Origin of the sequence: Sphingomonas sp. NPDC079357, assembly GCF_044901155.1 — a bacterium.
Taxonomy (GTDB): domain Bacteria; phylum Pseudomonadota; class Alphaproteobacteria; order Sphingomonadales; family Sphingomonadaceae; genus Sphingomonas.
Genome location: NZ_JBJDOM010000009.1, coordinates 51229 through 75489 on the forward strand (window position 1 = coordinate 51229; position 24261 = coordinate 75489).

23 protein-coding genes are annotated in these 24261 nt (G+C 68.4%); 16 read left to right on the forward strand and 7 right to left on the reverse strand.

What is annotated here, in order from left to right:
- Positions 1 to 8: 8 nt before the first annotated feature.
- The 10 genes from mce (at position 9) to ACI2JO_RS18130 (ending at position 12235) form a co-directional block, all read left to right on the forward strand.
- Positions 9 to 431, forward strand: coding sequence for a methylmalonyl-CoA epimerase (mce, locus tag ACI2JO_RS18085; RefSeq protein WP_404721995.1), 423 nt, complete (start codon positions 9 to 11; stop codon positions 429 to 431).
- The gene (locus tag ACI2JO_RS18090; RefSeq protein WP_404721996.1) at positions 428 to 1210 is read left to right on the forward strand and encodes an enoyl-CoA hydratase-related protein; all 783 of its coding nucleotides are present in this window, start codon (positions 428 to 430) and stop codon (positions 1208 to 1210) included. The genes mce and ACI2JO_RS18090 overlap by 4 nt, the downstream gene beginning before the upstream one ends.
- Positions 1211 to 1212: 2 nt before the next feature.
- Positions 1213 to 3405 carry a methylmalonyl-CoA mutase gene (gene scpA, locus ACI2JO_RS18095; protein WP_404721997.1) on the forward strand — a complete coding sequence of 731 codons (2193 nt, stop codon included), beginning with the start codon at positions 1213 to 1215 and terminating at the stop codon, positions 3403 to 3405.
- Positions 3402 to 3896, forward strand: coding sequence for a lysozyme inhibitor LprI family protein (locus ACI2JO_RS18100; RefSeq protein WP_404721998.1), 495 nt, complete (start codon positions 3402 to 3404; stop codon positions 3894 to 3896). Before scpA ends, ACI2JO_RS18100 begins: the two co-directional genes overlap by 4 nt.
- Positions 3884 to 4900, forward strand: coding sequence for a biotin synthase BioB (gene bioB, locus ACI2JO_RS18105; RefSeq protein ID WP_404721999.1), 1017 nt, complete (start codon positions 3884 to 3886; stop codon positions 4898 to 4900). The genes ACI2JO_RS18100 and bioB overlap by 13 nt, the downstream gene beginning before the upstream one ends.
- A gap of 159 nt (positions 4901 to 5059) precedes the next feature.
- Entirely contained in the window at positions 5060 to 7159 is a 2100-nt protein-coding gene (locus ACI2JO_RS18110) for a biotin carboxylase N-terminal domain-containing protein (protein WP_404722000.1), read from the forward strand.
- Positions 7160 to 7228: 69 nt separating this feature from the next.
- Positions 7229 to 8740 carry an efflux transporter outer membrane subunit gene (locus ACI2JO_RS18115; protein WP_404722001.1) on the forward strand — a complete coding sequence of 504 codons (1512 nt, stop codon included), beginning with the start codon at positions 7229 to 7231 and terminating at the stop codon, positions 8738 to 8740.
- A complete protein-coding gene (locus ACI2JO_RS18120) occupies positions 8740 to 10110 on the forward strand; it encodes an efflux RND transporter periplasmic adaptor subunit (protein ID WP_404722002.1) in 1371 nt (456 codons plus the stop codon). Before ACI2JO_RS18115 ends, ACI2JO_RS18120 begins: the two co-directional genes overlap by 1 nt.
- Positions 10100 to 10822, forward strand: coding sequence for an ABC transporter ATP-binding protein (locus ACI2JO_RS18125; protein ID WP_404722003.1), 723 nt, complete (start codon positions 10100 to 10102; stop codon positions 10820 to 10822). The genes ACI2JO_RS18120 and ACI2JO_RS18125 overlap by 11 nt, the downstream gene beginning before the upstream one ends.
- A gap of 204 nt (positions 10823 to 11026) precedes the next feature.
- The gene (locus ACI2JO_RS18130) at positions 11027 to 12235 is read left to right on the forward strand and encodes an ABC transporter permease (RefSeq protein ID WP_404722004.1); all 1209 of its coding nucleotides are present in this window, start codon (positions 11027 to 11029) and stop codon (positions 12233 to 12235) included.
- 55 nt (positions 12236 to 12290) lie between these two features.
- Here ACI2JO_RS18130 and ACI2JO_RS18135 read toward each other — a convergent pair whose 3' ends face one another.
- The 5 genes from ACI2JO_RS18135 to ACI2JO_RS18155 all read right to left on the reverse strand — a co-directional run bounded on the left by ACI2JO_RS18135 (position 12291) and on the right by ACI2JO_RS18155 (position 17687).
- The gene (locus ACI2JO_RS18135) at positions 12291 to 12962 is read right to left on the reverse strand and encodes an NTP transferase domain-containing protein (RefSeq protein WP_404722005.1); all 672 of its coding nucleotides are present in this window, start codon (positions 12960 to 12962) and stop codon (positions 12291 to 12293) included.
- On the reverse strand, positions 12949 to 13872 hold the full coding sequence (locus tag ACI2JO_RS18140; protein ID WP_404722006.1) for an XdhC family protein: 924 nt from the start codon (positions 13870 to 13872) through the stop codon (positions 12949 to 12951). Before ACI2JO_RS18140 ends, ACI2JO_RS18135 begins: the two co-directional genes overlap by 14 nt.
- Before the next feature lie 97 nt (positions 13873 to 13969).
- Positions 13970 to 16219, reverse strand: a complete 2250-nt coding sequence (locus ACI2JO_RS18145) for a xanthine dehydrogenase family protein molybdopterin-binding subunit (protein WP_404722007.1) — start codon at positions 16217 to 16219, stop codon at positions 13970 to 13972.
- Positions 16216 to 17181, reverse strand: coding sequence for an FAD binding domain-containing protein (locus ACI2JO_RS18150; protein WP_404722008.1), 966 nt, complete (start codon positions 17179 to 17181; stop codon positions 16216 to 16218). Before ACI2JO_RS18150 ends, ACI2JO_RS18145 begins: the two co-directional genes overlap by 4 nt.
- Positions 17178 to 17687 carry a 2Fe-2S iron-sulfur cluster-binding protein gene (locus ACI2JO_RS18155; RefSeq protein ID WP_404722009.1) on the reverse strand — a complete coding sequence of 170 codons (510 nt, stop codon included), beginning with the start codon at positions 17685 to 17687 and terminating at the stop codon, positions 17178 to 17180. Before ACI2JO_RS18155 ends, ACI2JO_RS18150 begins: the two co-directional genes overlap by 4 nt.
- A gap of 126 nt (positions 17688 to 17813) precedes the next feature.
- Between ACI2JO_RS18155 and ACI2JO_RS18160 the strand changes: the two genes are divergently transcribed.
- On the forward strand, positions 17814 to 18074 hold the full coding sequence (locus tag ACI2JO_RS18160; protein WP_404722010.1) for a hypothetical protein: 261 nt from the start codon (positions 17814 to 17816) through the stop codon (positions 18072 to 18074).
- A 99-nt stretch (positions 18075 to 18173) separates the two neighbouring features.
- Here ACI2JO_RS18160 and ACI2JO_RS18165 read toward each other — a convergent pair whose 3' ends face one another.
- Both ACI2JO_RS18165 and ACI2JO_RS18170 read right to left on the reverse strand, forming a co-directional pair.
- On the reverse strand, positions 18174 to 18422 hold the full coding sequence (locus tag ACI2JO_RS18165) for a hypothetical protein (protein WP_404722011.1): 249 nt from the start codon (positions 18420 to 18422) through the stop codon (positions 18174 to 18176).
- A gap of 158 nt (positions 18423 to 18580) precedes the next feature.
- The gene (locus tag ACI2JO_RS18170; RefSeq protein ID WP_404722012.1) at positions 18581 to 19705 is read right to left on the reverse strand and encodes an NADH:flavin oxidoreductase; all 1125 of its coding nucleotides are present in this window, start codon (positions 19703 to 19705) and stop codon (positions 18581 to 18583) included.
- A 90-nt stretch (positions 19706 to 19795) separates the two neighbouring features.
- Here ACI2JO_RS18170 and ACI2JO_RS18175 point away from each other — a divergent pair, with 90 nt between their 5' ends.
- The 5 genes from ACI2JO_RS18175 (at position 19796) to ACI2JO_RS18195 (ending at position 24149) form a co-directional block, all read left to right on the forward strand.
- The gene (locus ACI2JO_RS18175) at positions 19796 to 20170 is read left to right on the forward strand and encodes a winged helix-turn-helix transcriptional regulator (RefSeq protein WP_404722013.1); all 375 of its coding nucleotides are present in this window, start codon (positions 19796 to 19798) and stop codon (positions 20168 to 20170) included.
- A gap of 162 nt (positions 20171 to 20332) precedes the next feature.
- Positions 20333 to 21349, forward strand: coding sequence for an LLM class flavin-dependent oxidoreductase (locus ACI2JO_RS18180; protein ID WP_404722014.1), 1017 nt, complete (start codon positions 20333 to 20335; stop codon positions 21347 to 21349).
- A gap of 261 nt (positions 21350 to 21610) precedes the next feature.
- A complete protein-coding gene (locus ACI2JO_RS18185) occupies positions 21611 to 23224 on the forward strand; it encodes an NAD(P)/FAD-dependent oxidoreductase (protein WP_404722015.1) in 1614 nt (537 codons plus the stop codon).
- On the forward strand, positions 23221 to 23760 hold the full coding sequence (locus tag ACI2JO_RS18190) for a pseudouridine synthase (RefSeq protein ID WP_404722016.1): 540 nt from the start codon (positions 23221 to 23223) through the stop codon (positions 23758 to 23760). Before ACI2JO_RS18185 ends, ACI2JO_RS18190 begins: the two co-directional genes overlap by 4 nt.
- Positions 23757 to 24149: a reverse transcriptase-like protein gene (locus ACI2JO_RS18195; RefSeq protein ID WP_404722017.1), complete on the forward strand. Its 393-nt coding sequence runs from the start codon at positions 23757 to 23759 to the stop codon at positions 24147 to 24149. Before ACI2JO_RS18190 ends, ACI2JO_RS18195 begins: the two co-directional genes overlap by 4 nt.
- The last annotated feature ends 112 nt before the right edge of the window (positions 24150 to 24261 follow it).

The window sequence follows — 24261 nt, forward strand, 5'->3', positions numbered from 1 at the left end:
ACACGCGCATGACCCTCGGCCGCCTCAACCACGTCGGCGTCGCCACGCCGTCGATCGCCCGCGCGATCGAAGCCTACCGCACGCTGCTCGGCGCCGAGGCGATCGGCGAGCCGTTCGACCTGCCCGCACAGGGCGTGAAGGTGTGCTTCATCGACGCGCCCAACACGCAGATCGAGCTGATCGAACCCTGTGACGACACGTCACCGATCGCCGGCTTCCTCAGGAAGAATCCGGCCGGCGGGCAGCATCACGTCTGTTTCGAGGTGCCCGACATCCACGCCGCCGTCGCCGACCTCACCGCAAGGGGCGCGACGATCCTCGGCGAACCGCGGATCGGCGCGCATGGCACGCCGATCGTCTTCGTCCACCCGCGCGACATGGGCGGGGTGCTGGTCGAACTGATGGAAACGCCGCAGGAGGGCGCGCATTGACGTACGAGACGATCACCTTCGGCCTGACCGACCGCGTCGCGACGCTCGCGATCGACCGCCCGACGCGAATGAACGCGCTGACCCCGCGCGTCTTCGCCGAGCTGACCGCCGCGATCGACGCCGCGCTGGAGCAAGGCGCGCGCGCGATCGTGCTGACCGGCACCGGCGGCGCGTTCTGCTCGGGCGCCGACCTCGTCGGCGACGGCGGTGCGCCGATGCCGCGCGACCTCGGCGAATCGCTCGACACCAGCTACAATCCGTTCGTCCGCAAGGTCGCCGCGCTCGACGTCCCGTTCCTCACCGCGATCAACGGCCCGGCGGTCGGCGCGGGGCTCGGGCTGGCATTGCTCGGCGACATCAGCGTCATGGCGCGGTCGGCCTATGTGCTGCTCGCCTTCGTCAACATCGGGCTGGTCCCCGACGCCGGCGCGACCTGGCTGGTCGCCAAGGCGGCGGGACGCACGAAGGCGTTGGAAATGGCATTGCTCGGCGAGCGCGTGTCCGCCGACGAGTCACTCGCCGCCGGGCTGGTGACACGCGTCGTCGACGACGCACAGGTGCTCGCCGAAACGCAGAAGCTGGCGGCAAAGCTCGCCGCCGGGCCGTCGGTCGCGATCGGAATGATCCGCAAGCAGGTCGCCGCCGCATTGTCGCTCGACCTCGACCAGTCGCTGGCGGTCGAGCGCGAAAACCAGACCCGCGCCGGCCACACCCGCGACTTCGCCGAGGCGGTGCGTGCGTTCGGCGAGAAGCGCACGCCGGTGTTCGAGGGCCGCTGAAGATGAGCGACGAGCGCAACCTCGGCGAAGATAGCGGCGCGGCTGCAACGACCGGCACACCCGCGCCGACCGGCACCGAAAGCTGGGCCGCCGCCGTCGCGAAGGAGGTGAAGGGCCGCGACCTGACGTGGCACACCCCCGAGGGGATCGACGTCAAGCCGCTCTACACGCCCGCGGATGTGGAGGGCTGGGACCCCGGCCTGCCCGGCTTCGCGCCGTTCGCGCGCGGGGTGCGCGCGTCGATGTACGCCGGCCGCCCGTGGACGATCCGCCAATATGCCGGCTTCTCGACCGCCGAGGAATCGAACGCTTTCTATCACCGCAACCTCAAGGCGGGGCAGAAGGGGCTGTCGGTCGCGTTCGATCTCGCCACGCATCGCGGCTACGACAGCGACCATCCGCGCGTCGCCGGCGATGTCGGCAAGGCCGGGGTGGCGATCGACACGGTCGAGGACATGAAGATCCTGTTTGACGGCATCCCGCTCGATCAGATGTCGGTCAGCATGACGATGAACGGCGCGGTGATCCCGATCCTCGCCTTCTTCATCGTCGCGGGCGAGGAACAGGGCGTCGACCGCAAACTGCTCGACGGGACCATCCAGAACGACATCCTCAAGGAGTTCATGGTCCGCAACACCTATATCTACCCGCCCGAACCGTCGATGCGGATCATCTCCGACATTTTCGCCTACACCTCGACCGAGATGCCGAAGTTCAACAGCATCTCGATCTCCGGCTATCACATGCAGGAGGCCGGCGCGACGCAGGTGCAGGAATTGGCCTTCACCATCGCCGACGGCATGGAATATGTGAAATACGGCGTCGCGTCCGGGCTCGACATCGACAAATTTGCCGGGCGGCTGAGCTTCTTCTTCGCGATCGGCATGAACTTCTTCATGGAGATCGCCAAGCTGCGCGCCGCACGCGTGCTGTGGCACCGCGTCATGACGCAGCTCGGCGCGAGGGACGAGCGTAGCAAGATGCTGCGCACCCATTGCCAGACCAGCGGCGTCTCGCTGACCGAGCAGGACCCGTACAACAACGTCATGCGCACCACGATCGAGGCGATGGCGGCGATGCTCGGCGGCACGCAGTCGCTCCACACCAATGCGCTCGACGAGGCGATCGCGTTGCCGACCGACTTCTCGGCGCGGATTGCGCGCAACACGCAATTGGTGATCCAGGAAGAGACCGGGATGACCAACGTCGTCGATCCGCTCGGTGGCAGCTATTACGTCGAGGCGCTGACCAAGCGGCTGGTCGACGACGCCTGGGCGATCATCGAGCGCGTCGAGCGCGAGGGCGGGATGGCCAAGGCGGTCGCGGCGGGCTGGCCCAAGGCGATGATCGAGGAAGCGAGCGCCGCCCGCGCCGCGCGCGTCGACCGCGGCGAGGACGTGATCGTCGGGGTCAACAAATACCGCAAGGACAATGAGGACCCGGTCGAGATCCTCGCGATCGACAATCAGGCGGTCCGCGACGCACAGGTCCGCCGCATCCGGCAGGTGAAGGCGGCGCGCGACGAGGCGGCGGCGCGCGCGGCGCTCGACGCGCTGCGCGAGGGCGCACGCGGCGATGCCAATCTGCTCGCGCTCGCGGTGGAGTGCGCGCGGGCGCGTGCCACGCTCGGCGAGATTTCCTCGGCGATGGAGGATGTATTCGGCCGCTACGGCACGCAGCCGACGCCGGTGAAGGGCGTCTATGGCGGCGCCTATACCGATGACGCGCGCTGGTTGCGGCTGGAGGACGGCGTCGCCGCGACCGAGCGCCGGCTCGGCCGCAAACCCAGGATGCTGGTCGCAAAAATGGGGCAGGACGGTCACGACCGCGGCGCCAATCTGGTCAGCAGCATGTTCGGCGATCTCGGCTTCGAGATCGTGCCGGGGCCGCTGTTCCAGACGCCGGAGGAGGCCGCGGTGCTGGCGCTGGCGAAAGACGTCGACATCGTCGGTGCGTCGAGCCTCGCGGCGGGGCACAAAACGCTGATCCCCGAGCTGATCGGCCATCTGCGCGATGCCGGGCGGGCCGACATCAAGGTGATAGCGGGCGGGGTGATCCCCGCGCAGGATTACCAGGCGCTATTCGACGCGGGCGTGCAGGCGATCTTCGGGCCGGGCACCAATCTCATCACCGCGGCGGAGGAAGTGTTGCGACTGCTCGGCCACAACATGCCCCCGCAAGGAGAAGCCGCATGATGACGTTGTTCCGCCGTAACCCTACCTTCTCCCGTCACCTCGGCGAAGGCTGGGGTCCAGTTGCGGGCGGCAAGCGAGATGCGGGAAGGTCCCTCAACTGGACCCCGGCCTTCGCCGGAAGGACGGCAATGTTGGCGGTGACGGCAGCGATAATGATGCTCTCCACCCCCGCCGCCGCGCAGACGCAAGCCGACATGAACGCGCAGGCCGCCGCCAGCTACAAGCGCGCCGACGCGGCGATGAACGCGCAATGGCCGCGAACCTATGCCGCGATGAAGCGCCGCGACGCCACCGCGCGCGACGGCTTCGGCTATGCCGCCGCGACGCTCGCCAGCCAGCGCGCCTGGCTGACGTTCCGCGACAGACAGTGCACGATCGAAGGCGGCGAGTTCGCCGGCGGCTCGCTACAGCCGATGGCGCGCTTGCAGTGTCTGGCGCGGCTGACCAAGGAGCGCACCACGCAATTGAAGGACCTGATGTGGCAACGCTGACCGAGACGACGACCCGCACCGACTGGACGCGCGAGGAGATCGCCGACCTGTTCGACCTGCCGTTCGACGAATTGATGTACCGCGCGCAGACCGTCCACCGCGCGCACCACGCGCCGTCGGAGGTGCAGCTCTGCACGCTCCTGTCGATCAAGACCGGCGGCTGCCCGGAGGATTGCGGCTATTGCTCGCAGTCGGTGGCGGCGGAGAGCGGGGTCAAGGCGACCAAGCTGATGGACGTGCAGGCCGTGCTCCAGCGCGCCGCTGAGGCAAAGGACGCCGGCTCGCAGCGTTTCTGCATGGGCGCGGCGTGGCGCAACCCCAAGGACCGCGACATGGACGCGATCATCCAGATGATCGAGGGCGTGCGCGGCATGGGGATGGAAACCTGCATGACGTTGGGGATGCTGACGCCGGAGCAGGCGCAGCGGCTCGGCGACGCGGGGCTAGATTACTACAACCACAATATCGACACCTCGCCCGAGCGCTACGGCGACGTCATCACCACGCGCACCTTCGGCGAGCGGCTCGACACGCTCGAGAACGTTCGCTCGGCGGGGATCAACGTCTGCTGCGGCGGGATCGTCGGGATGGGCGAGACCCGCGCCGATCGCGTCGGCTTCGTCCACGCGCTCGCCACCTTGCCGCGCCACCCTGAAAGCGTCCCGGTCAACGCGCTCGTGCCGGTCAAGGGCACGGTGCTCGGCGACATGCTCGCCGACACGCCGCTCGCCAAGATCGACGATATCGAGTTCGTCCGCACCGTCGCGGTCGCGCGGATCACGATGCCGCTCAGCATGGTGCGGCTGTCGGCCGGGCGCGAGAGCATGGGCGAGGCGACGCAGGCCTTGTGCTTCATGGCGGGCGCGAACTCGATCTTCACCGGCGACAAATTGCTGACCGCCGGCAACCGCGGCGACAGCGCCGACGCGGCGCTGTTCGCGAAGCTCGGCGTCCGCCCGATGGAAGCGCCCGAGCCGATGCGGGTGTGCGAGGCGGCGGAGTGAACCATCGTCGCCCCTGCGCAGGCAGGGGCCCTTGTCTGTCGAGTGAAGCGCGCGGTCTGACACAGGAGCGACGCGCACGTGTCAGACCGCAGCGACTGACGGCACAGACATAGGCCCTGCCTGCGCAGGGGCGACGAAGAACGAAAACAGGAGAGGCCGTTGTTCAAGAAAATCCTGGTCGCCAACCGCGGCGAGATCGCGTGCCGGGTGTTCCGCACCGCCAAGAAGATGGGCATCGCCACCGTCGCGGTCTATTCGGACGCCGATGCGCGCAGCCCGCACGTCCTGATGGCCGACGAGGCGGTGCGGCTCGGGCCGGCGCCGGCGGCGGAGAGTTACCTCAAGGCCGAGCTGATCCTGCTCGCCGCGAAGGAGACCGGCGCCGACTGCATCCATCCCGGCTACGGCTTCCTCTCCGAGCGCGAGAGCTTCGCGCGCGCCTGCGCCGAGGCCGGGATCGCCTTCGTCGGCCCGCCGGCCAATGCGATCGCCGCGATGGGCGACAAGATCGAATCGAAGAAGCTCGCCAAGGCGGCGGGGGTCAATGTCGTCCCCGGCTATCTGGGCGAGATCGCCGACACCGACGAAGCGGTGCGGATCGCCGCCGAGATCGGCTTCCCGGTGATGATGAAGGCCAGCGCGGGCGGCGGCGGCAAGGGGATGCGGCTGGCGTGGTCCGAACAGGACGTTCGCGACGGTTTTGAGGCGACCAAGCGGGAAGGACTGGCGTCGTTCGGCGATGACCGCGTGTTCATCGAAAAGTTCATCGAAAGCCCGCGCCATATCGAGATACAGCTGCTCGGCGACCAGCACGGCAACATCGTCTACCTCAACGAGCGCGAATGCTCGATCCAGCGCCGCCACCAGAAGGTGGTCGAGGAAGCGCCGTCGCCGTTCGTCACCCCCGCGATGCGCAAGGCGATGGGCGAGCAGGCGGTCGCGCTCGCCCGCGCGGTCGGTTATTACAGCGCGGGCACGGTCGAACTGATCGTCTCGGGCGCGGACCAGACCGGCGAGAGCTTCTACTTTCTCGAAATGAACACCCGGCTGCAGGTCGAACATCCGGTGACCGAGGAGATCACCGGGCTCGATCTGGTCGAACAGATGATCCGCGTCGCTGCCGGCGAGAAATTGTCGTTTGCGCAGGAGGATGTGCGGCTCGACGGCTGGTCAATAGAGAACCGTGTCTATGCCGAGGACCCGTATCGCGGTTTCCTGCCGAGCATCGGGCGGTTGGTCCGCTACGCGCCGCCGGCGACCACCGAAGACCCGTCATCCCCGCGCAGGCGGGGATCCGGAACCCATGTCGTCGATGGAGCCGAGACCTCCGCGGGTCTGGAGTCCCGCCTGCGCGGGAATGACGGTGGCAACGGAGAGGACGCTGTCCGCATCCGCGTCGACGATGGCGTCGCCGAGGGCGGTGAGGTCAGCATGTTCTACGACCCGATGATCGCCAAGCTGGTGACGTGGGCGCCGACCCGCGAGGCGGCGATCGACGCGCAGGTCGCCGCGCTCGACGCCTTCACGATCGAAGGGCCGGGGACGAACCTGCACTTCCTGTCGGCGCTGATGCAGCATCCGCGCTTCCGCTCGGGCGAGATCACCACCGGCTTCATCGCCGAGGAATATCCCGACGGCTTCCACGGCGCGCCCGCAAGCCCTGCGCTCAAGACGACGCTCGCCGCAGTCGGCGCTGTCGCCGCGCATGCACAGGTGACGCGTGCAAGGCTGGTCGATGGACAGCTCGGCCACGTCCTGTCCGCGCCCACCGACTGGGTCGCCCGCGTCGACGGCCACGACAACGCCGTCACGATCCGCGACGGCCGCGTGACGGTCGACGGCACGCCGCTCGACGCCGCGATCGCCTACACCCCTGGCGCGCGCAATGCACAGGTTGACGGCGACGACCCGCTGACCGTCGCGATCGCCAAGGGGCGCGACGGCTTCACGCTCACCGCGCGCGGCGCACGCCACAAGGTCCGTGTGCTGCCCGCGCATGTCGCGCCTTATGCCGCACATCTGATCGAGAAGGTCCCACCGGACCTGTCGAAGTTCCTGATCGCGCCGATGCCGGGCCTGCTCGTGCGGCTCGACGTCGCGGCGGGCGACCGCGTCGAGGAAGGGCAGGCGCTGGCGGTGGTCGAGGCGATGAAGATGGAGAACATCCTGCGCGCCGAGAAATCCGGCACGGTCGCCTCGGTGCAGGCGCAGGCCGGCGACAGTCTCGCGGTCGATCAGGTCATTCTCGAGCTGGAATGATGCGGCCGCGACATATCGCGACATATTAGCGCTGGACGCGCGCCTTATGGCTGCGTCATGCACGACGACATGAGGCGCGTTCTTCTCTGCACGACGATGGCGCTGGCGATGGCCGGCTGCACCGTCGGCCCCGATTATCGTCCGCCCGCCGCCGCCGAGCTGGCGGTGCCCGCCGGCTATTCGGTGCGCGCCGCACCGACGCCCGAGGATCTGACACGCTGGTGGCAACGGTTCGACGATCCCGTGCTCGGGCAATTGGTCGAGCAGGCGTCCGCCGCGAACACCGATGCCGCGCAGGCGGTCGCCCGGCTGCGGCAGGCGCGCGAGGCGCTGGTGCAGAGCCGCGCCAATCTGCTGCCGACGCTCAGCGGCAACACTGGCTACAGCCGGTCGGAGACGCTGCGCGGCGGTGGCCAGACGATCACGCTGCCCGACGGCACCGTCCAGAACATCGGCGGCGGGGGCGGGGCGAACAATTTCTCGCTCGGCGGCAGCGCTTCCTACCAGCTCGGGCTGTTCGGCGAGGTACGTCGCACGATTGAGGCGAGCCGCGCGCAATATGAGGCATCGGGCTTCGATTATGCCGCCGCGTTGCTGACCGTCCAGCAGGAGACCGCGCGCAACTATATCCTCGCGCGGCTATACCAGCAGCAGCTCGCCAATGCCCGCGCCAGCCTCGCGTTGCAGGAAGACAATCTCGAGATCGCGGGCTTCCGCCTCCAGGCCGGGCTCGTCTCGTCGCTCGATCAGGAACAGGCGCGGCAACAGCGCGCGCAGACCGCCGCGACGATTCCGACGCTCGAACAGCAATATAACGCCGCGGTCTCGCGGCTCGGCGTGCTGACCGCACAGGCGCCCGGCGCGCTCAAGCCGTTGCTCGCCACGGTGCGCGCAATCCCGACCGGCACGCCGCCCGCCGGGATCGGCATCCCCGCCGACGTGCTCCGCCAGCGCCCCGACGTGCGCGCCGCCGAGCGCGCGCTCGCCGCCGCCACCGCGCAGATCGGCGTCGCACAGGCGGCGCTCTATCCCAATTTCGCCTTCAGTGGGAACATCAACGCCCGCGCCAACAGCGTCGGCTCGCTGCTCGACACCGTGACGGGCGGGCTGTTCGCGGGGCTGACGCAGGCGATCTTCAACGGTGGCCGGCTACGCAGTCAGGTGCGCGGGCAGGAGGCTGCCGCCGATGCCGCGCTCGCCGCCTACAAGGGCATTGTGCTGACCGCGCTGGAGGATGTCGAGAATGCCGTCGTCGCGCTCGACACCGCCGATCGCCGCGAGCGCGAACTGGCCGTCGCCTATGACGCCGCCGGCAACGCCGCCTTGCTGTCGCGCGAACAATATCGCAGCGGATTGAGCGATTTCACGACGCTCAGCCAGCAGGAAGCGACGCTGCTCACCACCCGCAACAGCGCGGCACAGGCGCGCGCCGACGAGGCGACCGCGCTGGTCCAGCTCTTCGCGGCGCTTGGCGGCGGGTGGGACAGCACGACCGTGCCGACTGCCCCGCCGCGCGTCGCCCCCGCGCCGACGCTCGCCCAACCCGCCCCGACGCCCGCCCCCACCAACGGGAATCCCTGATGGCCGATCCCAATCTCGACGATTTCCTCGGTGTGAAGCCGCAGCCGGCGTGGCGGCGCTGGGGCAAATGGGTGCTGGTGCTCGCCGCCGTCGTGCTGGTCGGGCTGTTGCTGTCGCGCTGCGTGTTCGGCGATCCCGACAAGGTCGATTACGCCACCACGCCGGTGACGCGCGGGCGGCTGACCGTCTCGGTTTCGGCGACCGGCAAGCTGGCGCCAACCAATCAGGTCACGGTCGGCTCGCAGCTGTCGGGGCTGGTCACCAAGGTGGTGGTCGACGTCAACGACCGCGTCACCGCCGGGCAGCCGCTGGCGCTGATCGACCCCGAGCAGATCGACGACCAGATCAACGCCGCCAAGGCGACGCTCGCCGCCAACGAGGCGCAGGTCGCGCAGGCGCGCGCGACGCTGGCCGAGTCGCAGGCACAGCTCGCGCGGCTCAACGAGGTCTACCGGCTGTCGAAGGGCCGCGTTCCGTCGAAGACCGAGCTTCAGACCGGGCAGGCGGATGCGCAACGCGCCCGCGCTGCGCTCAACGTCGCCGAGGCGAACGTCACCGCCGCGCGCGCGCAATTGTCGCAGCAGCAGACGCAGCGCGCGCGCGCGATCATCCGCTCGCCGGTCAACGGCGTGGTGCTGGCGCGACAGGTCGATCCGGGCCAGACCGTCGCGGCGTCGTTCAACACCCCGACCCTGTTCGTCATCGCCGAGGACCTGACGCGCATGAAGCTGGAGGTCGCGATCGATGAGGCCGATGTCGGCGAGGTGCAGGTCGGGCAGAAGGCCACCTTCACCGTCGACGCTTTCCCCGGCAAGACCTTCCCGGCGGCGATCACCCGCGTCGACCTCGGCTCGAACCTGACCGTCAGCAACGCGACCGCGTCGTCGTCGAGCAGCACAAGCAGCACCAGCACGAGCGGGCAGGTGGTGTCCTATGCCGCCGACCTGACCGTCGCCAACCCGACGTTGCAGCTGCGCCCCGGCATGACCGCGACCGCCGACATCGTCACCGCCGATCGCCAGAACGTGCTGCTCGTCCCCAACGCCGCCTTCCGGTTCAAGCCGAGCGCGGCTGGTGGCAAGCGCGGCGGGATCACCGGCACGATCCTCGCCGGGCCGCCACGCCGCAACGCCGCGCAACGCAGCGCGACGCTCGGGCGCGGCGCGACCCAGACCGTCTACGTCAAGGGCGCGGACGGCACGCCGCAGCCGGTGCAGGTGACGACCGGCGACACCAACGGCACGCTGACCGAAGTGACCGCCGGCGCGCTCCAGCCGGGGCAGCAGGTCATCACCGGGCAACTCGCGGCGGGCGAGAGCGCGGGCGCGGCGGGCGGCGCGACGAAGGGCGGCCGGTCGCGTGGCCAGTGAGGCCGCGCCCCTGATCGCGTTGCGCAACGTGACCAAGGTCTATGGTCAGGGCGCGACGCAATTTCAGGCGCTCAAGGGCGTCGACCTCGACATCGCTTCCGGCGATTTCGTCGCGGTGATGGGGCCGTCGGGGTCGGGCAAGTCGACGACGATGAACATCCTCGGCTGCCTCGACGTACCCTCGGCGGGCACGTTCCTGTTCCGCGGGCATCACGTCGAGACGCTCGACCGTGACGAGCGCGCACTGCTGCGCCGCCGCTATCTGGGCTTCGTGTTTCAGGGCTTCAACCTGCTGAGCCGCACCACCGCGCTCGAAAATGTCGAGCTGCCCTTGCTCTACCGCGGCGACGAGAAGCGCGCGCGGCGCGCGACTGCGATGGCGGCGCTGGAGAAGGTCGGGCTCGACCGCTGGTGGGATCACACCCCCGCCGAACTGTCGGGCGGCCAGCAGCAGCGCGTCGCGATCGCGCGCGCGATCGTCACCCGCCCCGACGTGCTGCTCGCCGACGAGCCGACCGGCAACCTCGATTCGGAGCGCTCGATCGAGATCATGGAATTGCTCACCGACCTCAATCGCGAGAGCGGGATCACCGTGCTGATGGTCACCCACGAACCCGACATGGCCGCCTTCGCGCGCACCGTCGTCCACTTCAAGGACGGGCTGGTCGAGCGGATCGAGGCTCAGCACGCGCAGGGGGAGAAGGTGTCGTGAAGGTTTTCACATCCCTCGCCCCTGAAAGGGGAGAGGGTTGCGGGGACTTGGCGGCTATGCCGCCTAGTCGCAGTTGGGTGAGGGGTCAGCGGCGTGCAGCGCCGCGCGCGCCCGAGGCGCGCTCGACCCCTCACCAAGCTTCGCTAGCGAGCAAGCTCGCAAGCTGCGCTATCCTCTCCCCTGTCCAGGGGAGAGGGAAGTAACATGTTCGGCACCACGCTCCTCCTCGCGCTGCGCTCGATCCGCCGCCACATCCTGCGCTCGTTCCTGACGATCCTCGGGATCGTCATCGGCGTCGGCGCGGTGGTGACGATGGTGACGCTCGGCAAGGCGACCACCGCCGCGGTCCAGTCGCAGATCGCCGCGCTCGGCACCAACATCCTCCAGATCCGCCCCGGGCAGGGCTTCGGCCGCGGCGGCGGCGGCCCGCGCCCGCCCGACTTCACCCCCGAGGACGTGACCGCGATCGCAACGCAGATCGCCGGCGTCACTGCGGTCGCCCCGCAGGCGCAGGCCAGCGCGACCGCGATCTACGAAGGCGCCAACTGGTCGACGACGATCAATGGCACCACCGCCGCCTATTTCCAGGTCCAGCCATGGCCGCTCGCCAGCGGGCGCTACTGGACGACGCCCGAGGAACAGGCCGGCAAGGCGGTGTGCATCATCGGCAATACCGTCCGCCAGAACCTGTTCCGCGGCGGCGAGGCGGTCGGCGAGCGCTTCCGGCTCGGCGATGTCAGCTGCGACGTGATCGGCACGCTCAGCACGCGCGGGCAGGCCGGGTTCGGCGGCGATCAGGACGATGTCGTCATCATGCCGATCAAGGCGGTCCAGCGCCGCTTCACCGGGAGTCGCGACATCCGGCTGATGCTGGTCGGCGTCGACCAGCGCTACCAGACCGCCGGGGTGCAGTCCGCGATCACCGATCTGCTGCGCGAACGCCGCACGATCACCGACGGGCGCGAAGACAATTTCAACATCTTCGATACCAAGCAGATCAGCGACACGCTGACCGGCACCACCACCGCGCTGACGCGGATCGTCGCGGCGGTGGCGGCGATCAGTCTGGTGGTCGGCGGGATAGGAATCATGAACATCATGCTGGTCAGCGTCACCGAACGCACGCGCGAGATCGGCATCCGGCTCGCGATCGGCGCGGTCGCCAACGAGGTGCTGCTGCAATTCCTCGTCGAGGCGGTGGTCTTGTCGTGTCTCGGCGGGCTGATCGGGCTGGTGATCGCGCAGGCGGTGATCGCCGGGCTGACGCCGCTGCTCGACGTGCCATGGACGTTCGATCCGCAGATCAACATGGTCGCCTTCGCGATCTCGGCGGTGATCGGCGTCGTCTTCGGCTATTTCCCGGCGCGTCGGGCCGCGGCGCTCAACCCGATCGACGCACTTCGACACGAATGACGGCGGTGCGGCTCGCTACGGCCTGCTCCACCTAGTCTGCTTCGGTGAACAGACTTTACAGCGTCCCGTCGAACGCCGCGCGGCGCTCCTCGCTCGATCCGGCCCGCAGCAGGTGCGAGTCGGGGCGCATCAATGCCTCCGGCGCATGGACCAGCTCGCGGAGCCGCTCCAGATCCTCGCGCGTGTCGACGTCGATCAGCTCGGCGGCATTCGCGACGACATGCCGGCCCGCCTGGATCAGGTCGCGCGCGCCCTGATCGCCGGTGATCGCCAGCACGTCATCGAACCGATCGCACCCGAACAGCACCGGGGGGCGTGGGGTGGTGCCGTCGCTTGACGCGACCACGGCCTTGCCATCCAGATCGGCGGCGGCGTCAAACAGCCGGTAGATATGCGCCGCGGTGACTCGCGGCATGTCGGCGAGCGCGATCATCACCGCCTTGGCGTCACGCGCCCGCGCACAATCGACCCCCATCCGCACCGACGACGCCATGTCGCGATCCGTGGCGTTGTTATGCAGTACCGTGAAGCGATGAGCGGCATAGTCGATCGTGCAGCCGTCGACGACGACGATCCGTTCACGAAACGGCATGTCCTCCAGCGCGACCGCGACATGCAGCCCCAGCGGGCGCGCAAGAAATTGCTGCTCCAGCTTGTTCCCCTCGCCGAACCGGTCGGAGCGACCAGCGGCCAGCAGGATCAGGACGGTGTCTTCAACGGCGATCATGAAAGGCTCCCACCATCGCGGCGGCGATCGACAATGCGATTTCCGCCGGGCCGATCGCGCCGATGTCGATGCCCACCGGGCCATCGATGCGGTCGAGCTGATTGGGGTCAACGCCCGACGCCGCCAGTCGCTCCCGCCGCGCGGCATGGCTGCGGCGACTGCCCAGCGCACCGACATAGGCTGCGTCGCTCGCCAGCGCGGCGATCAGCGCGGGATCGTCAATCTTGATGTCGTGGCTCAGCGTCACGACCGCGGTCGCACGCCCCGGCTTCCACGCCGCCACCGCCTCGTCGGGCCAGCGATCGTCGAGCGTGATGCCCGGAAAGCGCTCCTCGGTTAGGAACCGCCCGCGCGGGTCGATCACCACCACCTCTATCCCCAGCGTCGTCGCCAGCGCAGCGAGGCTTTGCGCGATCTGCACCGCCCCGACGATCAGCAGCCGGCGGGGCGGATCGTAGCGGTTGACGAACATCTCGCCCGTCTCCTGCGGGCGCAGATCGGCGTGCCCGGTGGACAGGTCGGTGGTGACGGTCAGCGACTCGCCAGCCGCGCGCGCCGCGGCGATACGGTCGAACAATTCGGGGTCGAAGCCCTCCGCGCTGACCGGCTGGACCATCACTGAAATTTCGCCGCCGCACGGCAAGCCGACCTGCCACGCACTGTCGTCGGCGACGCCATAAGTCTTCACCGTGAACGGCGCGCCCGCGATCACCTGCGCGGCGGTGTCGAGGATATCGCCCTCGACGCACCCGCCCGAGACCGAGCCCTCGAACCGTCCGTCGGCGTGGACGAGCATATGGCTCCCACGCGGCCGCGGTGCCGAGCCCCAGGTCGAGACGACCGTGGCAAGCGCCAGCGGCTCGCCCTTCCAGACGGCCGCGGCGGCGAGGACGGAATCATTATCGGCCATGAGGTTCTTTCGGGTGAGTCCGTCACTGTGAGCGTAGCGAAGCAATCCAGTGATCGCGAGACGCCCTGGATTGCTTCGCTTCGCTCGCGATGACGAATTAGACCGCCGGCAGCTCCGCCAGCAACTTGTCGCAGGTGATCGGATAGTCGCGCACCCGTACGCCGGTCGCGTGGTAGATCGCATTCGCGATTGCCGCGCCCGCGCCCGAGATGCCCAACTCGCCGATCCCCTTGGCGTGGATCGGGTTCGCATGAATATCGCGTTCGTCGAGGAAGGCGACCTCGATTTGCGGAATGTCCGCGTTCACCGGCACATGATATTCGCCGAGATCGCGGTTCACCACCTTGCCGTTGCGCGGGTCGTGGACCAGCTCCTCGGTCAGCGCGGCGCCGATCCCGAACGTCATTCCGCCAAGGCATTGCGAGCGCGCGGTCTTCTCGTTCAGGATGCGCCCCGCCGAGAAGACGCCCAGCATCCGCTCGACGCGCACCTCGCCGGTCGTCACGTTCACCTTCACCTCGGCGAAATGCGCGCCATAGCTCGCCTGGCGGTGCAGCTTCTCCTGCTTGCCCGGCGCGATGCTCCCGGTGACGGCCATGCCCTCGCCGACCAGCTCGGCGATCGCCACCGCCCGGTTCTCGGCGATCGCGCGCCCGTCCTTCAGCGTCATCGCGTCGACCTCGACGCCCATCGCCTTGGCCAGCTTCTCGCGCAGCCCGTCGCACGCCAGATACACCGACGAGCCGGACGAGCCCGCGCCCCACGAACCGCCCGATCCCGCCGAGGGTGGGGCCGCGCCGTCGCCGAGTTCGACCGTCACGCTCTCCAGCGGCAGCCCCAGCGTCTCCGCCGCGATCTGCGCGAGGATCGTATAGGTGCCGGTGCCGATATCGGTCATGTCGGTCGAGACGATCGCGCGCCCGTCGCTGGTCAGCTCGACGCGCGCCGACGATTTCTGGAGCATGTTCGACCGTACCGCCGCCGCCACGCCGACGCCGTGCAGCCACTCGCCGCGCCGGTCGCTCGCCGGTGAAGGCTTGCGATCGGCCCAGCCGAACAGCTCGGCGCCTTTGTCGAGACACGGCACCAGCAGGCGTGACGAGAAGGGGATATCCTCCTGCGGGTCGGTCGCCGGCTCGTTACGGCGGCGCAGTTCGATCGGGTCGATCCCGACCTTGTACGCCAGCTCGTCCATCGCCGCCTCAAGCGCCAGCATCCCGACCGCTTCGCCCGGCGCGCGCATCGACCCGGCGAGCAGCCAGTTGAGCCGTACCAATTTGTGGTCGATCAGCCGGTTCTCGGCAGCATAGGCGAATTGCGTGCCGATCCCGGCCGGCTCGAAATAGTCCTCGCCCGGCAGGTTGCTGGCCAGCGTCTCGTGCGCCAGCCCGGTCAGCTTGCCGGTCGCGTCCGCCGCCAGCCGGATGCGCTGCTCGGTGTTCGAGCGGCGCACGGTCGCGTCGAACACCTGCTGGCGCGCCATCGCGACCTTCACCGGCCGGTCGAGGCGCTTGGCCGCGATCGCCGCCGCGACGCTCTCCGGCGCGATCCCCAGCTTCGACCCGAAGCCGCCGCCGACGTAACGCGAGACGATCCGCACCTTGTCCTTCGCGACGCCCAGCGCCGCGGCCAGCTGCATCTGGTCGGACGCGATCATCTGATAGCTGCCGTGGAGCACCAGCGTCCCGTCCTGCCATTCGGCGATCGAGGCGTGCGGCTCCATCGCCGCCGAATTCTGGCTGGGGGTCGTATAGGTTTCGTCGACCGTGAAGGCCGCCTCTGCCATCGCGGCGTCGACGTCGCCCGCCTCGCTGCGGGCCGGCATCTGGTCGTCGGGCGGGCGGTCCGCCTGATCGCGATGCGCGGCGAAGACATAGGCGCCCTCCGCCGCATCATGCTCGACCCGCACCCGCGCCGCGGCGTCGCGCGCCGCCTCGAAAGTCTCGGCGACGACGATCGCGACGATCTCGCCGTGATAGTCGACCTTCTGAACCCCCTGCGTCGGCGCCTTTTGCACACCGCCCTGCTGCGGGTTGCGGATGAAGCTGGGGTAGTCGGTGATGACGTCGATCACGCCGGGCAGTGCGCGCGCCTCGTCGGCCACCACGTCGCGGATCTTGCCCGATCCAAACGGCGCCCGCACCAGCACGCCATAGCTCAGCCGCTCGATCGGATATTCGGCGGCATAGGTCGCCTTGCCGGAGACCTTCAACGGCCCCTCGACGCGGTCGAGCGGCTTGCCGATCACGCCCTGCGTGCCCGCATCGAGCCAGCTGTGCGGATGCGGCTCGTTCATTGTCAGGCTGCGCGTATCCTCGCGCCCGAGCACCTTGCCGATCAGGGTCATTGCGTCACCTCGCGCAGGCTGGCGATCAACGTGCGCCGCGCCAGCGGGATCTTGAAATCATTGGTGCCGAAGCCCTTCGCGCCGTCGAGCAGGGCATCGGCCGCGGCGTTGAAGGCGTCCTCCGAAGGGGCCTTGCCGACCAGCGCCGCCTCGACCGCCGGGTTCCGCCACGGCATGTGCGCGACTCCGCCGAACGCCAGTGACGCCTTTGCAATGACGCCATTCTCGACCGTCACCACCGCCGCGACCGAGAAGAGCGCGAAGGCATAGGACGCGCGGTCGCGCACCTTGCGATACAGATGCCGCCCGCCCGTCGGCGCGGGCAGCTCGACATGCGTGATTAGCTCGCCCGCCTCCAGCACGTTCTCGATGTGCGGCGTGTCGCCGGGCAGCCGGTAGAAGTCGCCGATCGGCACGCGACGCTTGTCGCCGTCCGCCTTCTGCGTGACGATCACCGCATCGAGCACGCGCATCGCCACCGGCATGTCGCCGGGATGCGTCGCGATACACTGGTCGCTGGTGCCAAGGATCGCGTGGATGCGGTTGAACCCGCCGATCGCCTCGCACCCGCTACCCGGCTGGCGCTTGTTGCAGCCTGCGGCGGTGTCATAGAAATAATAGCAGCGCGTCCGCTGGAGCAGATTGCCCCCGGTCGTCGCCTTGTTGCGCAACTGCCCCGACGCGCCCGCGAGCAGCGCGCGGCTCAGCACCTCGTACTTGGCGATCACGCGCGGATCGGCGGCAAGGTCGCTGTTCGGTACGAGCGCGCCGATCGTCAGCCCGCCGTCCTCGCGCTCCTCGATCGTGTTGAGGTCGAGCCGGCTGATGTCGACCAATTTGTCGGGCGTCTCGACCTGCAATTTCATCAGGTCGAGCAGATTGGTGCCACCCGCGATGAACCGCCCGCCCGCGCGCACGGCGTCGGCGACACTGTCGGCGCGCGTATAATTGAAGGTCTTCATGCGTCCACCTTCGCGCTGGTGTCGGCGACCTCACGAATCGCATCGACGATATTGGGATAGGCGGCGCACCGGCAGATATTGCCGCTCATCCGCTCGCTGATTTCGGCATTGTCGAGTTCGGCATTGGCCAGATCGGCGGAGGCATGGCTCGGCCAGCCCTTCTTTACCTCGTCGAGCATTCCGACCGCCGAGCAGATCTGCCCCGGCGTGCAATAGCCGCACTGATAACCGTCGTGTCGCACGAAGGCCGACTGCAGCGGATGGAGGTTCTCGGGCGTGCCCAGCCCCTCGATCGTCACGATCTCGTCGTCCTGATGCATCACGGCCAGCGTCAGGCAGGAATTGATCCGCCGCCCGTTGACCAGCATCGTGCACGCACCGCACTGGCCGTGGTCGCAGCCCTTCTTGGAGCCGGTCAGCCCCAGATGTTCGCGGCACAGATCGAGCAGCGAGGTGCGGACATCCACCTCCGCCTCGTGCGACTGGCCATTGATCGTGAAGTACATGTGTTCCGCCTCTCGCTTACCCGCCAAGAACGTCAGTGGATCGGGGGAGGTCCGTGCGAACGATTCTCAAAGGATTCGTTCAGCTTTACGTTGCTATGCGGCGCGGAAAGGCGGGAGGTCGGTATGATGCGTAAGGTGATCTTGGCAGGTGCGGTGCTATTGGCGACCAGCGGCTGCGTGCGGACCGCGTGGAACGTCGCGACGCTGCCGGTAAAAGCGGTTGGCAAGACCGCCGACCTGATGACGACCAGCCCGAAGGAGCGCGACGAGAAATACGTCCGCAAGATGCGCAAGGAACAGGAAAAGCGCGACAAGGAATGTCGCAAGCACCCTGAAACCTGCACGGCGAATGGCGATCAGGACCAGCGCCTGCCGCCGGGCTATTAAACCCGTCGTCATTGCGATCGTAGCGAAGCAATCCGGGGCGTCCTGATCCGGTCCTGGATTGCTTCGCTATACCCGCAATGACGAACCTGTGGGCTCACCTCATTCCGTCGACGGCGCGTTGGGCTGATGCCCATCCTTTTCGTCGCCAGCCTGCTTGCCGCCATGATAGCCGCGTTCGCTCTGGCCACCCTGAAAATGTCCGCCGTCCTTGCCGCTATGCGGGTTTGGATAGGCACCGCCCTGGCTTTCGCCGCTACTGTCGCGCCGGCTCGCCACTTCGCCGCTGCCGTCGGGATCATGCGGCGTCGTGCCCTCGCCATCGGCCTGCATCGGTTGCTTGTCGGTCATGAGATCCTCCAGACCTCACCTACGCATCGGCACGGCAAAGGGTGCGTCTTCAGCTCCTATCGCCTCGCCCGGACTTGATCCGGGACCCCGCTTCTTCTTCGCGACCGAGGCAAGAAGAAATGGGATCCCGGATAAGTAACGGATGACGAGCCCCTACATCACACCAGCTCGGCCAGCGCGCTCGCCTCGAAGCCCTTCAGCCCCGCCGCGTCGCCCGCACGCACCTTCGCCACCCATTCCGGGTCGCTGATCAGCGCACGACCGACCGCGATCAGATCGAATTCGTCACGCTCCATCCGCGTCACCAGCCGGTCGAGATCGGTGCTGGTCGACCCTTCGCCGCCAAATGCCGCGAGGAACTCGCCCGACAGCCCGACCGAGCCGACGCTGATCGTCGTCGCGCCGGTCAGCTTCTTGGCCCAGCCCGCGAAGTTGAGGCCCTGCTCGCCGTCCAACTCGGGGAACTCGGGCTCCCAGAAGCGCCGCTGCGAGCAATGCAGCACGTTCGCGCCCGCCTCGACCAGCGGCAACAGCCAGTCGGTCATCGCCTCGGGCGTCTCGGCGAGCCGCGCGCGATAATCCTGCTGCTTCCACTGGCTGACGCGCAGGATCACCGGCATGTCCGGCCCGACCGCCGCGCGCACCGCCTTGACCACCTCACCCGCGAACCGCGAGCGCTCGCGGATCGTCGCGCCGCCGTAAGTGTCGTTGCGCTGGTTGGTGCCGCCCCAGAAGAACTGGTCGATCAGATAGCCGTGCGCGCCATGGATCTCGACCGTGTCGAAGCCGAGCGCCTTCGCCTCGGCCGCCGCGCGCGCGAAGGCGGCGATCGTGTCGGCGACATCCTCGTCGCTCATCGCCTGACCGCGCGCTTCCGCCGGCGCGTTAAAGCCCGACGGGCTCTCGACCGGCTGCGGCGGCGCCCAGTCCCCTGCGGGCGGGCCGCTGGTCGCGCCGGTGTGCCAGATCTGCGGCCCCATCTTGCCGCCCGCGTCATGCACCGCGTCGATCACGCCCTTCCAGCCCGCCAGCGCTTCTTCGCCGTGGAAGAAGGGAATGCCCGGATGGTTGCGCGACGATGGGCGGTCGATCACCGTCCCTTCGGACAGGATCAGCCCGACGCCCCCTTCGGCGCGCCGCCGATAATAAGCGGCATTCGCATCGCCGACCACGCCGCCCGGCGCCATCGTGCGCGTCATCGGTGCCATGACGATGCGGTTGGGCAGCTCCAGCGAGCCGAGCGAGAAGGGACGGAACAACGTATCGACCGAAGCGGAGGACATCCACGGCGCCTTTTCTTGTGATTGCGACCCTTCAGGTATATATCGGAAACCTGAGGTCAATAACGCACCTGCGATCACCTAGGTATACTCATGGAAACCGTCACCACTTGCCAGCACTTTCACGTCGATTGCCCAAGCCGCGCGCTGCTCGACCAGATCGCCGACAAATGGTCGATGATGGTGCTGACCGTTCTCGATGCCGGTCCGATGCGCTTCAATGCGATCCGCCGTCATCTGGAGGGCGTGACGCAAAAGGCGCTGACGCAATGCCTGCGCCGGCTGGAGCGCAACGGCATGGTCTCGCGCCGCGTGATCCCTGCGTCGCCGGTCGCGGTCGAGTACGCGATCACGCCGCTCGGCCACTCGCTGCACCAGCCGTTCAAGGCATTGTACCGCTGGACGATCGAGAACATGCCGCACGTCGAGCAAGCCCGCCGCAGCTTCGACGAGAAGGTGGCGGCGTAACGTCAACCCCGTTGTGCGGACCTCCTCCAACTCCGTTCGTGCTGAGGAGCCATCGAGCGAAGTCGAGATGGCGTCTCGAAGCACCGCCCCGCACGGGCCCTTCGAGACAAGGCTTCGACAGGCTCGGCCTTTCCTCAGGGCGAACGGAAAAAGGATAATGATGTGAAAAAAATCGGCTTCCTCTCCTTCGGCCACTGGTCGAACGCGCACGGCTCCGCCACCCGCTCGGCCAGCGACGTTCTCCTCCAGTCGATCGACCTCGCGGTCGCGGCGGAGGAACTCGGCGCGGACGGTGCCTATTATCGCGTCCACCATTTCGCGCAGCAGCTCGCCTCGCCGTTCCCGCTGCTCGCCGCCGTCGGCGCGCGCACGCGGTCGATCGAGATCGGCACCGGCGTCATCGACATGCGCTACGAAAACCCCTTCTACATGACCGAGAATGCGGGCGCGGCGGACCTGATCGCGGGTGGCCGGCTGCAACTCGGGATCAGCCGCGGCTCGCCCGAGCAGGTGATCGAGGGCTGGCGCTATTTCGGCTACGCCCCCGCCGCCGGGGAGAGCGACGCCGACATGGGCCGTCGCCACGGCGAATTGTTCCTGCGGCTGTTGCAGGGCGAGGGTTTTGCCAAGCCCAACCCGCAACCGATGTTCCCCAACCCGCCCGGGCTGCTCCGCCTCGAACCGCACGCCGCCGGTCTGCGCGACCGCGTCTGGTGGGGGTCGGCGTCGAACGCCACCGCCGTCTGGGCGGCGCAGATGGGGATGAACCTGCAAAGCTCGACGCTGAAGGCCGACGAAAGCGGCGAGCCGTTCCACGTCCAACAGGCCAGACAGATCCGCGCCTATCGTGAAGCGTGGACGGCGGCGGGCCACACCCGCACCCCGCGCGTCTCGGTGTCGCGCTCGATCTTCGCGCTGACCGACGACCGCGACCGCGCCTATTTCGGACGCGACGGTGGCGGCGACCAGATCGGTGTGATCGACAACATGCGCGCGGTGTTCGGCCGTTCCTACGCCGCCGAGCCCGAGCGGCTGATCGAACAGCTCCGCGCCGACGAGGGCATAGCCGAGGCCGACACGCTGCTGCTCACCGTCCCCAACCAGCTCGGCGTCGATTACAACGCGCACGTGCTGGAGAACATCCTCCACCACATCGCGCCCGCGCTGGGGTGGCGCTAGGAGGATTGCCTCCTCTTCCTTCGTCATCCCGGCGCAGGCCGGGATCCAGGCGTGCCGTAAAAGCCGAAGCGGCGGCTCTTGCGGCGACATGGACCCCGGCCTCCGCCGGGGTGACGCCGTGTGTAACGACCTGTCCTACGTCACCCGTTACCGGATAGAAGAGCAATTCGACCCGCTTTCAACCGTCCTCACACCCCCGCTATCGTCTCAACATTCGCAACATTCGCCTCGCCCTGCGAACCCCGCTAAAGCCCCGCCCTCATGATCCGCATCACCGACCTGAAACTGCCGCTCCACCATGCCGACGAGGCGCTGCCCGCCGCCATCGTCAAGCGGCTGCGCATCACCCCGCGCGACCTGATCCGCTTCACGGTGGCGCGGCGCGGCGCCGATGCGCGCGAGCATGGCCGCATCCAGCTCGTCTACACGATCGACGTCGCGGTGAAGAACGAGGGCACCGTGCTCGCGCGCAACCGCCGCGACCGCGACGTCTCGCTCACCCCCGACACCCGCTACCGCGCGCCCGAACCGGCGAAAGAGGGCGCTCCCCGCCCGGTGGTGATCGGCGCGGGCCCATGCGGATTGTTCGCCGCGCTGATCCTCGCGCAGGCCGGCTACCGCCCGATCATCCTCGAGCGCGGCAAGGTGGTCCGCGAGCGGACCGAGGACACCTGGGGGCTGTGGCGACGCAGCGTCCTCAACCCCGAATCTAACGTGCAATACGGCGAGGGCGGGGCAGGGACCTTCTCGGACGGCAAGCTCTACAGCCGCATCAAGGACCCGCGCCACCTCAACCGCAAGGTGCTGACCGAATTCGTCAAGGCCGGCGCGCCCGAGGACATCCTCACCGAAGCGCATCCGCATATCGGCACCTTCCGGCTGGTGACGATGGTCGAGAGCATGCGCGCGACGATCGAGGAACTCGGCGGCGAATATCGATTCTCGACCCGCGTCACCGGCTTCGACGTCGCGGAGCAGGGCGGGGAGCGCCGCATCCGCGGCCTGCATCTCCACGACGGCGGCTATCTGGAGGCCGAGCATGTCGTGATGGCGATCGGCCACAGCGCGCGCGACACGTTCGCGATGCTGGTCGAGGCCGGCGTCCATGCCGAGGCCAAGCCCTTCTCGATCGGCGTCCGCATCGAGCATCCGCAATCATGGATCGACCGCGCGCGTTTCGGGCCCGATGCCGGCCATCCGGTGCTCGGCGCGGCCGAATATCACATCTCGCACCACTGCTCGAACGGGCGGACGGTCTACAGCTTCTGCATGTGCCCCGGCGGCACCGTCGTCGCCGCAACCAGCGAGGAAGGCCGCGTCGCCACCAACGGCATGAGCCAATATTCGCGCAACGAGCGCAACGCCAATTCCGGCTTCGTCGTCGCGATCGACCCGGAGCGCGACTATCCCGGCGACCCGCTCGCCGGACTCGCCTTGCAGCGGCGGATCGAGGCGGACGCCTATGTCGCGGGCGGCTCGAACTATCATGCCCCCGCGCAACGCGTCGGCGATTTCCTCGCCGGCCGCGCCTCGACCACGCTCGGCAGCGTCGTGCCGTCGTACAAGCCCGGCGTCACGCCGACCGACCTCTCCGAATGCCTGCCGGATTTCGCGATCGCGGCGATGCGCGAGGCGATCCCGGTGTTCGGTCGCCAGATCAAGGGCTACGACCATCCCGACGTCGTGATGACCGGGGTCGAGACGCGCACCTCCTCGCCCGTCCGCTTCACGCGCGGCGAGGACATGCAGAGCCTCAACACCCGCGGCCTCTACCCGGCGGGCGAGGGGGCGGGCTATGCCGGCGGCATCTTGTCGGCGGCGGTCGACGGCATCCGCGTGGCGGAGGCGGTGGCGCAGCAGATCGCGCGCGCATGACGCTGATCCTGTTCAACAAACCCTATGACGTGCTGAGCCAGTTCACCGATCGCGGCTCCCCGACGACCCGCGCGACGCTGTCGGACTATATCGACGTCCCCGGCGTCTATCCCGCCGGGCGGCTCGACCGCGACAGCGAGGGGCTGTTGCTGCTCACCGACGACGGTCGCCTCCAGTCGCGCATTGCGGACCCGAAGTTCAAGCTGCCCAAGACCTACTGGGTTCAGGTCGAGGGCGTTCCCGACGATGCCGCGCTGGCGGCGCTGCGCACGGGCGTGCTGCTCAAGGACGGCATGACCCGTCCCGCCGAGGTCGAACCGCTCGACGCACCCGCCGTGTGGCCGCGCACGCCGCCGATCCGCTACCGCGCGAGCATCCCCGACGCATGGATCGCGCTGACGATTCGCGAGGGGCGCAACCGGCAGGTCCGCCGCATGACCGCGGCGATCGGCCACCCGACGCTGCGGCTGATCCGCTGGCGGGTCGGCGACTGGTCGCTCGGCGACCTCGCACCGGGGGCGTGGCGCCGCGCATGAAGATCTTCTTCGACGGCGGCTACTCGCCCGCCGGGATGGAATATGCGCTGGTCGCGGGCGGGCGGACGTACATGCGCCGCGATCTCGGCGAGGGCAGCAGCATGGAAGCCGAGTGGCTGGCGCTGATCGCCGCGCTGACGCTCGCCATCGATCTGGCACTACCCGAAGCGGTGCTGCTCGGCGATGCCGCGGCAGTGATCGCACAGGCGCACGGCGCGATCCGCTGCCCGCCGGCGTATTGCGATCATTATGAGCGTTTCCAGTCGCTCCCGCGCCCCGCCGGGCGGCTGCGCATCCGTTACATCAAACGCACGCAGAATCTGGCGGGTATCGCATTGGAAGCGGTGCAGGAAATGAGCATGTCGAACTCTCTCCCCCGTTCGCTCTGAGCGTGTCGAAGCCTGTCCTGAGCGCCTGCCGTGGCAGGCAGTCGAAGGGGGGGCCGCGGACGATGCGTTTGCGGCACGTGCGTCGACAGGCTCAGCATTAACTGGCTGAGCG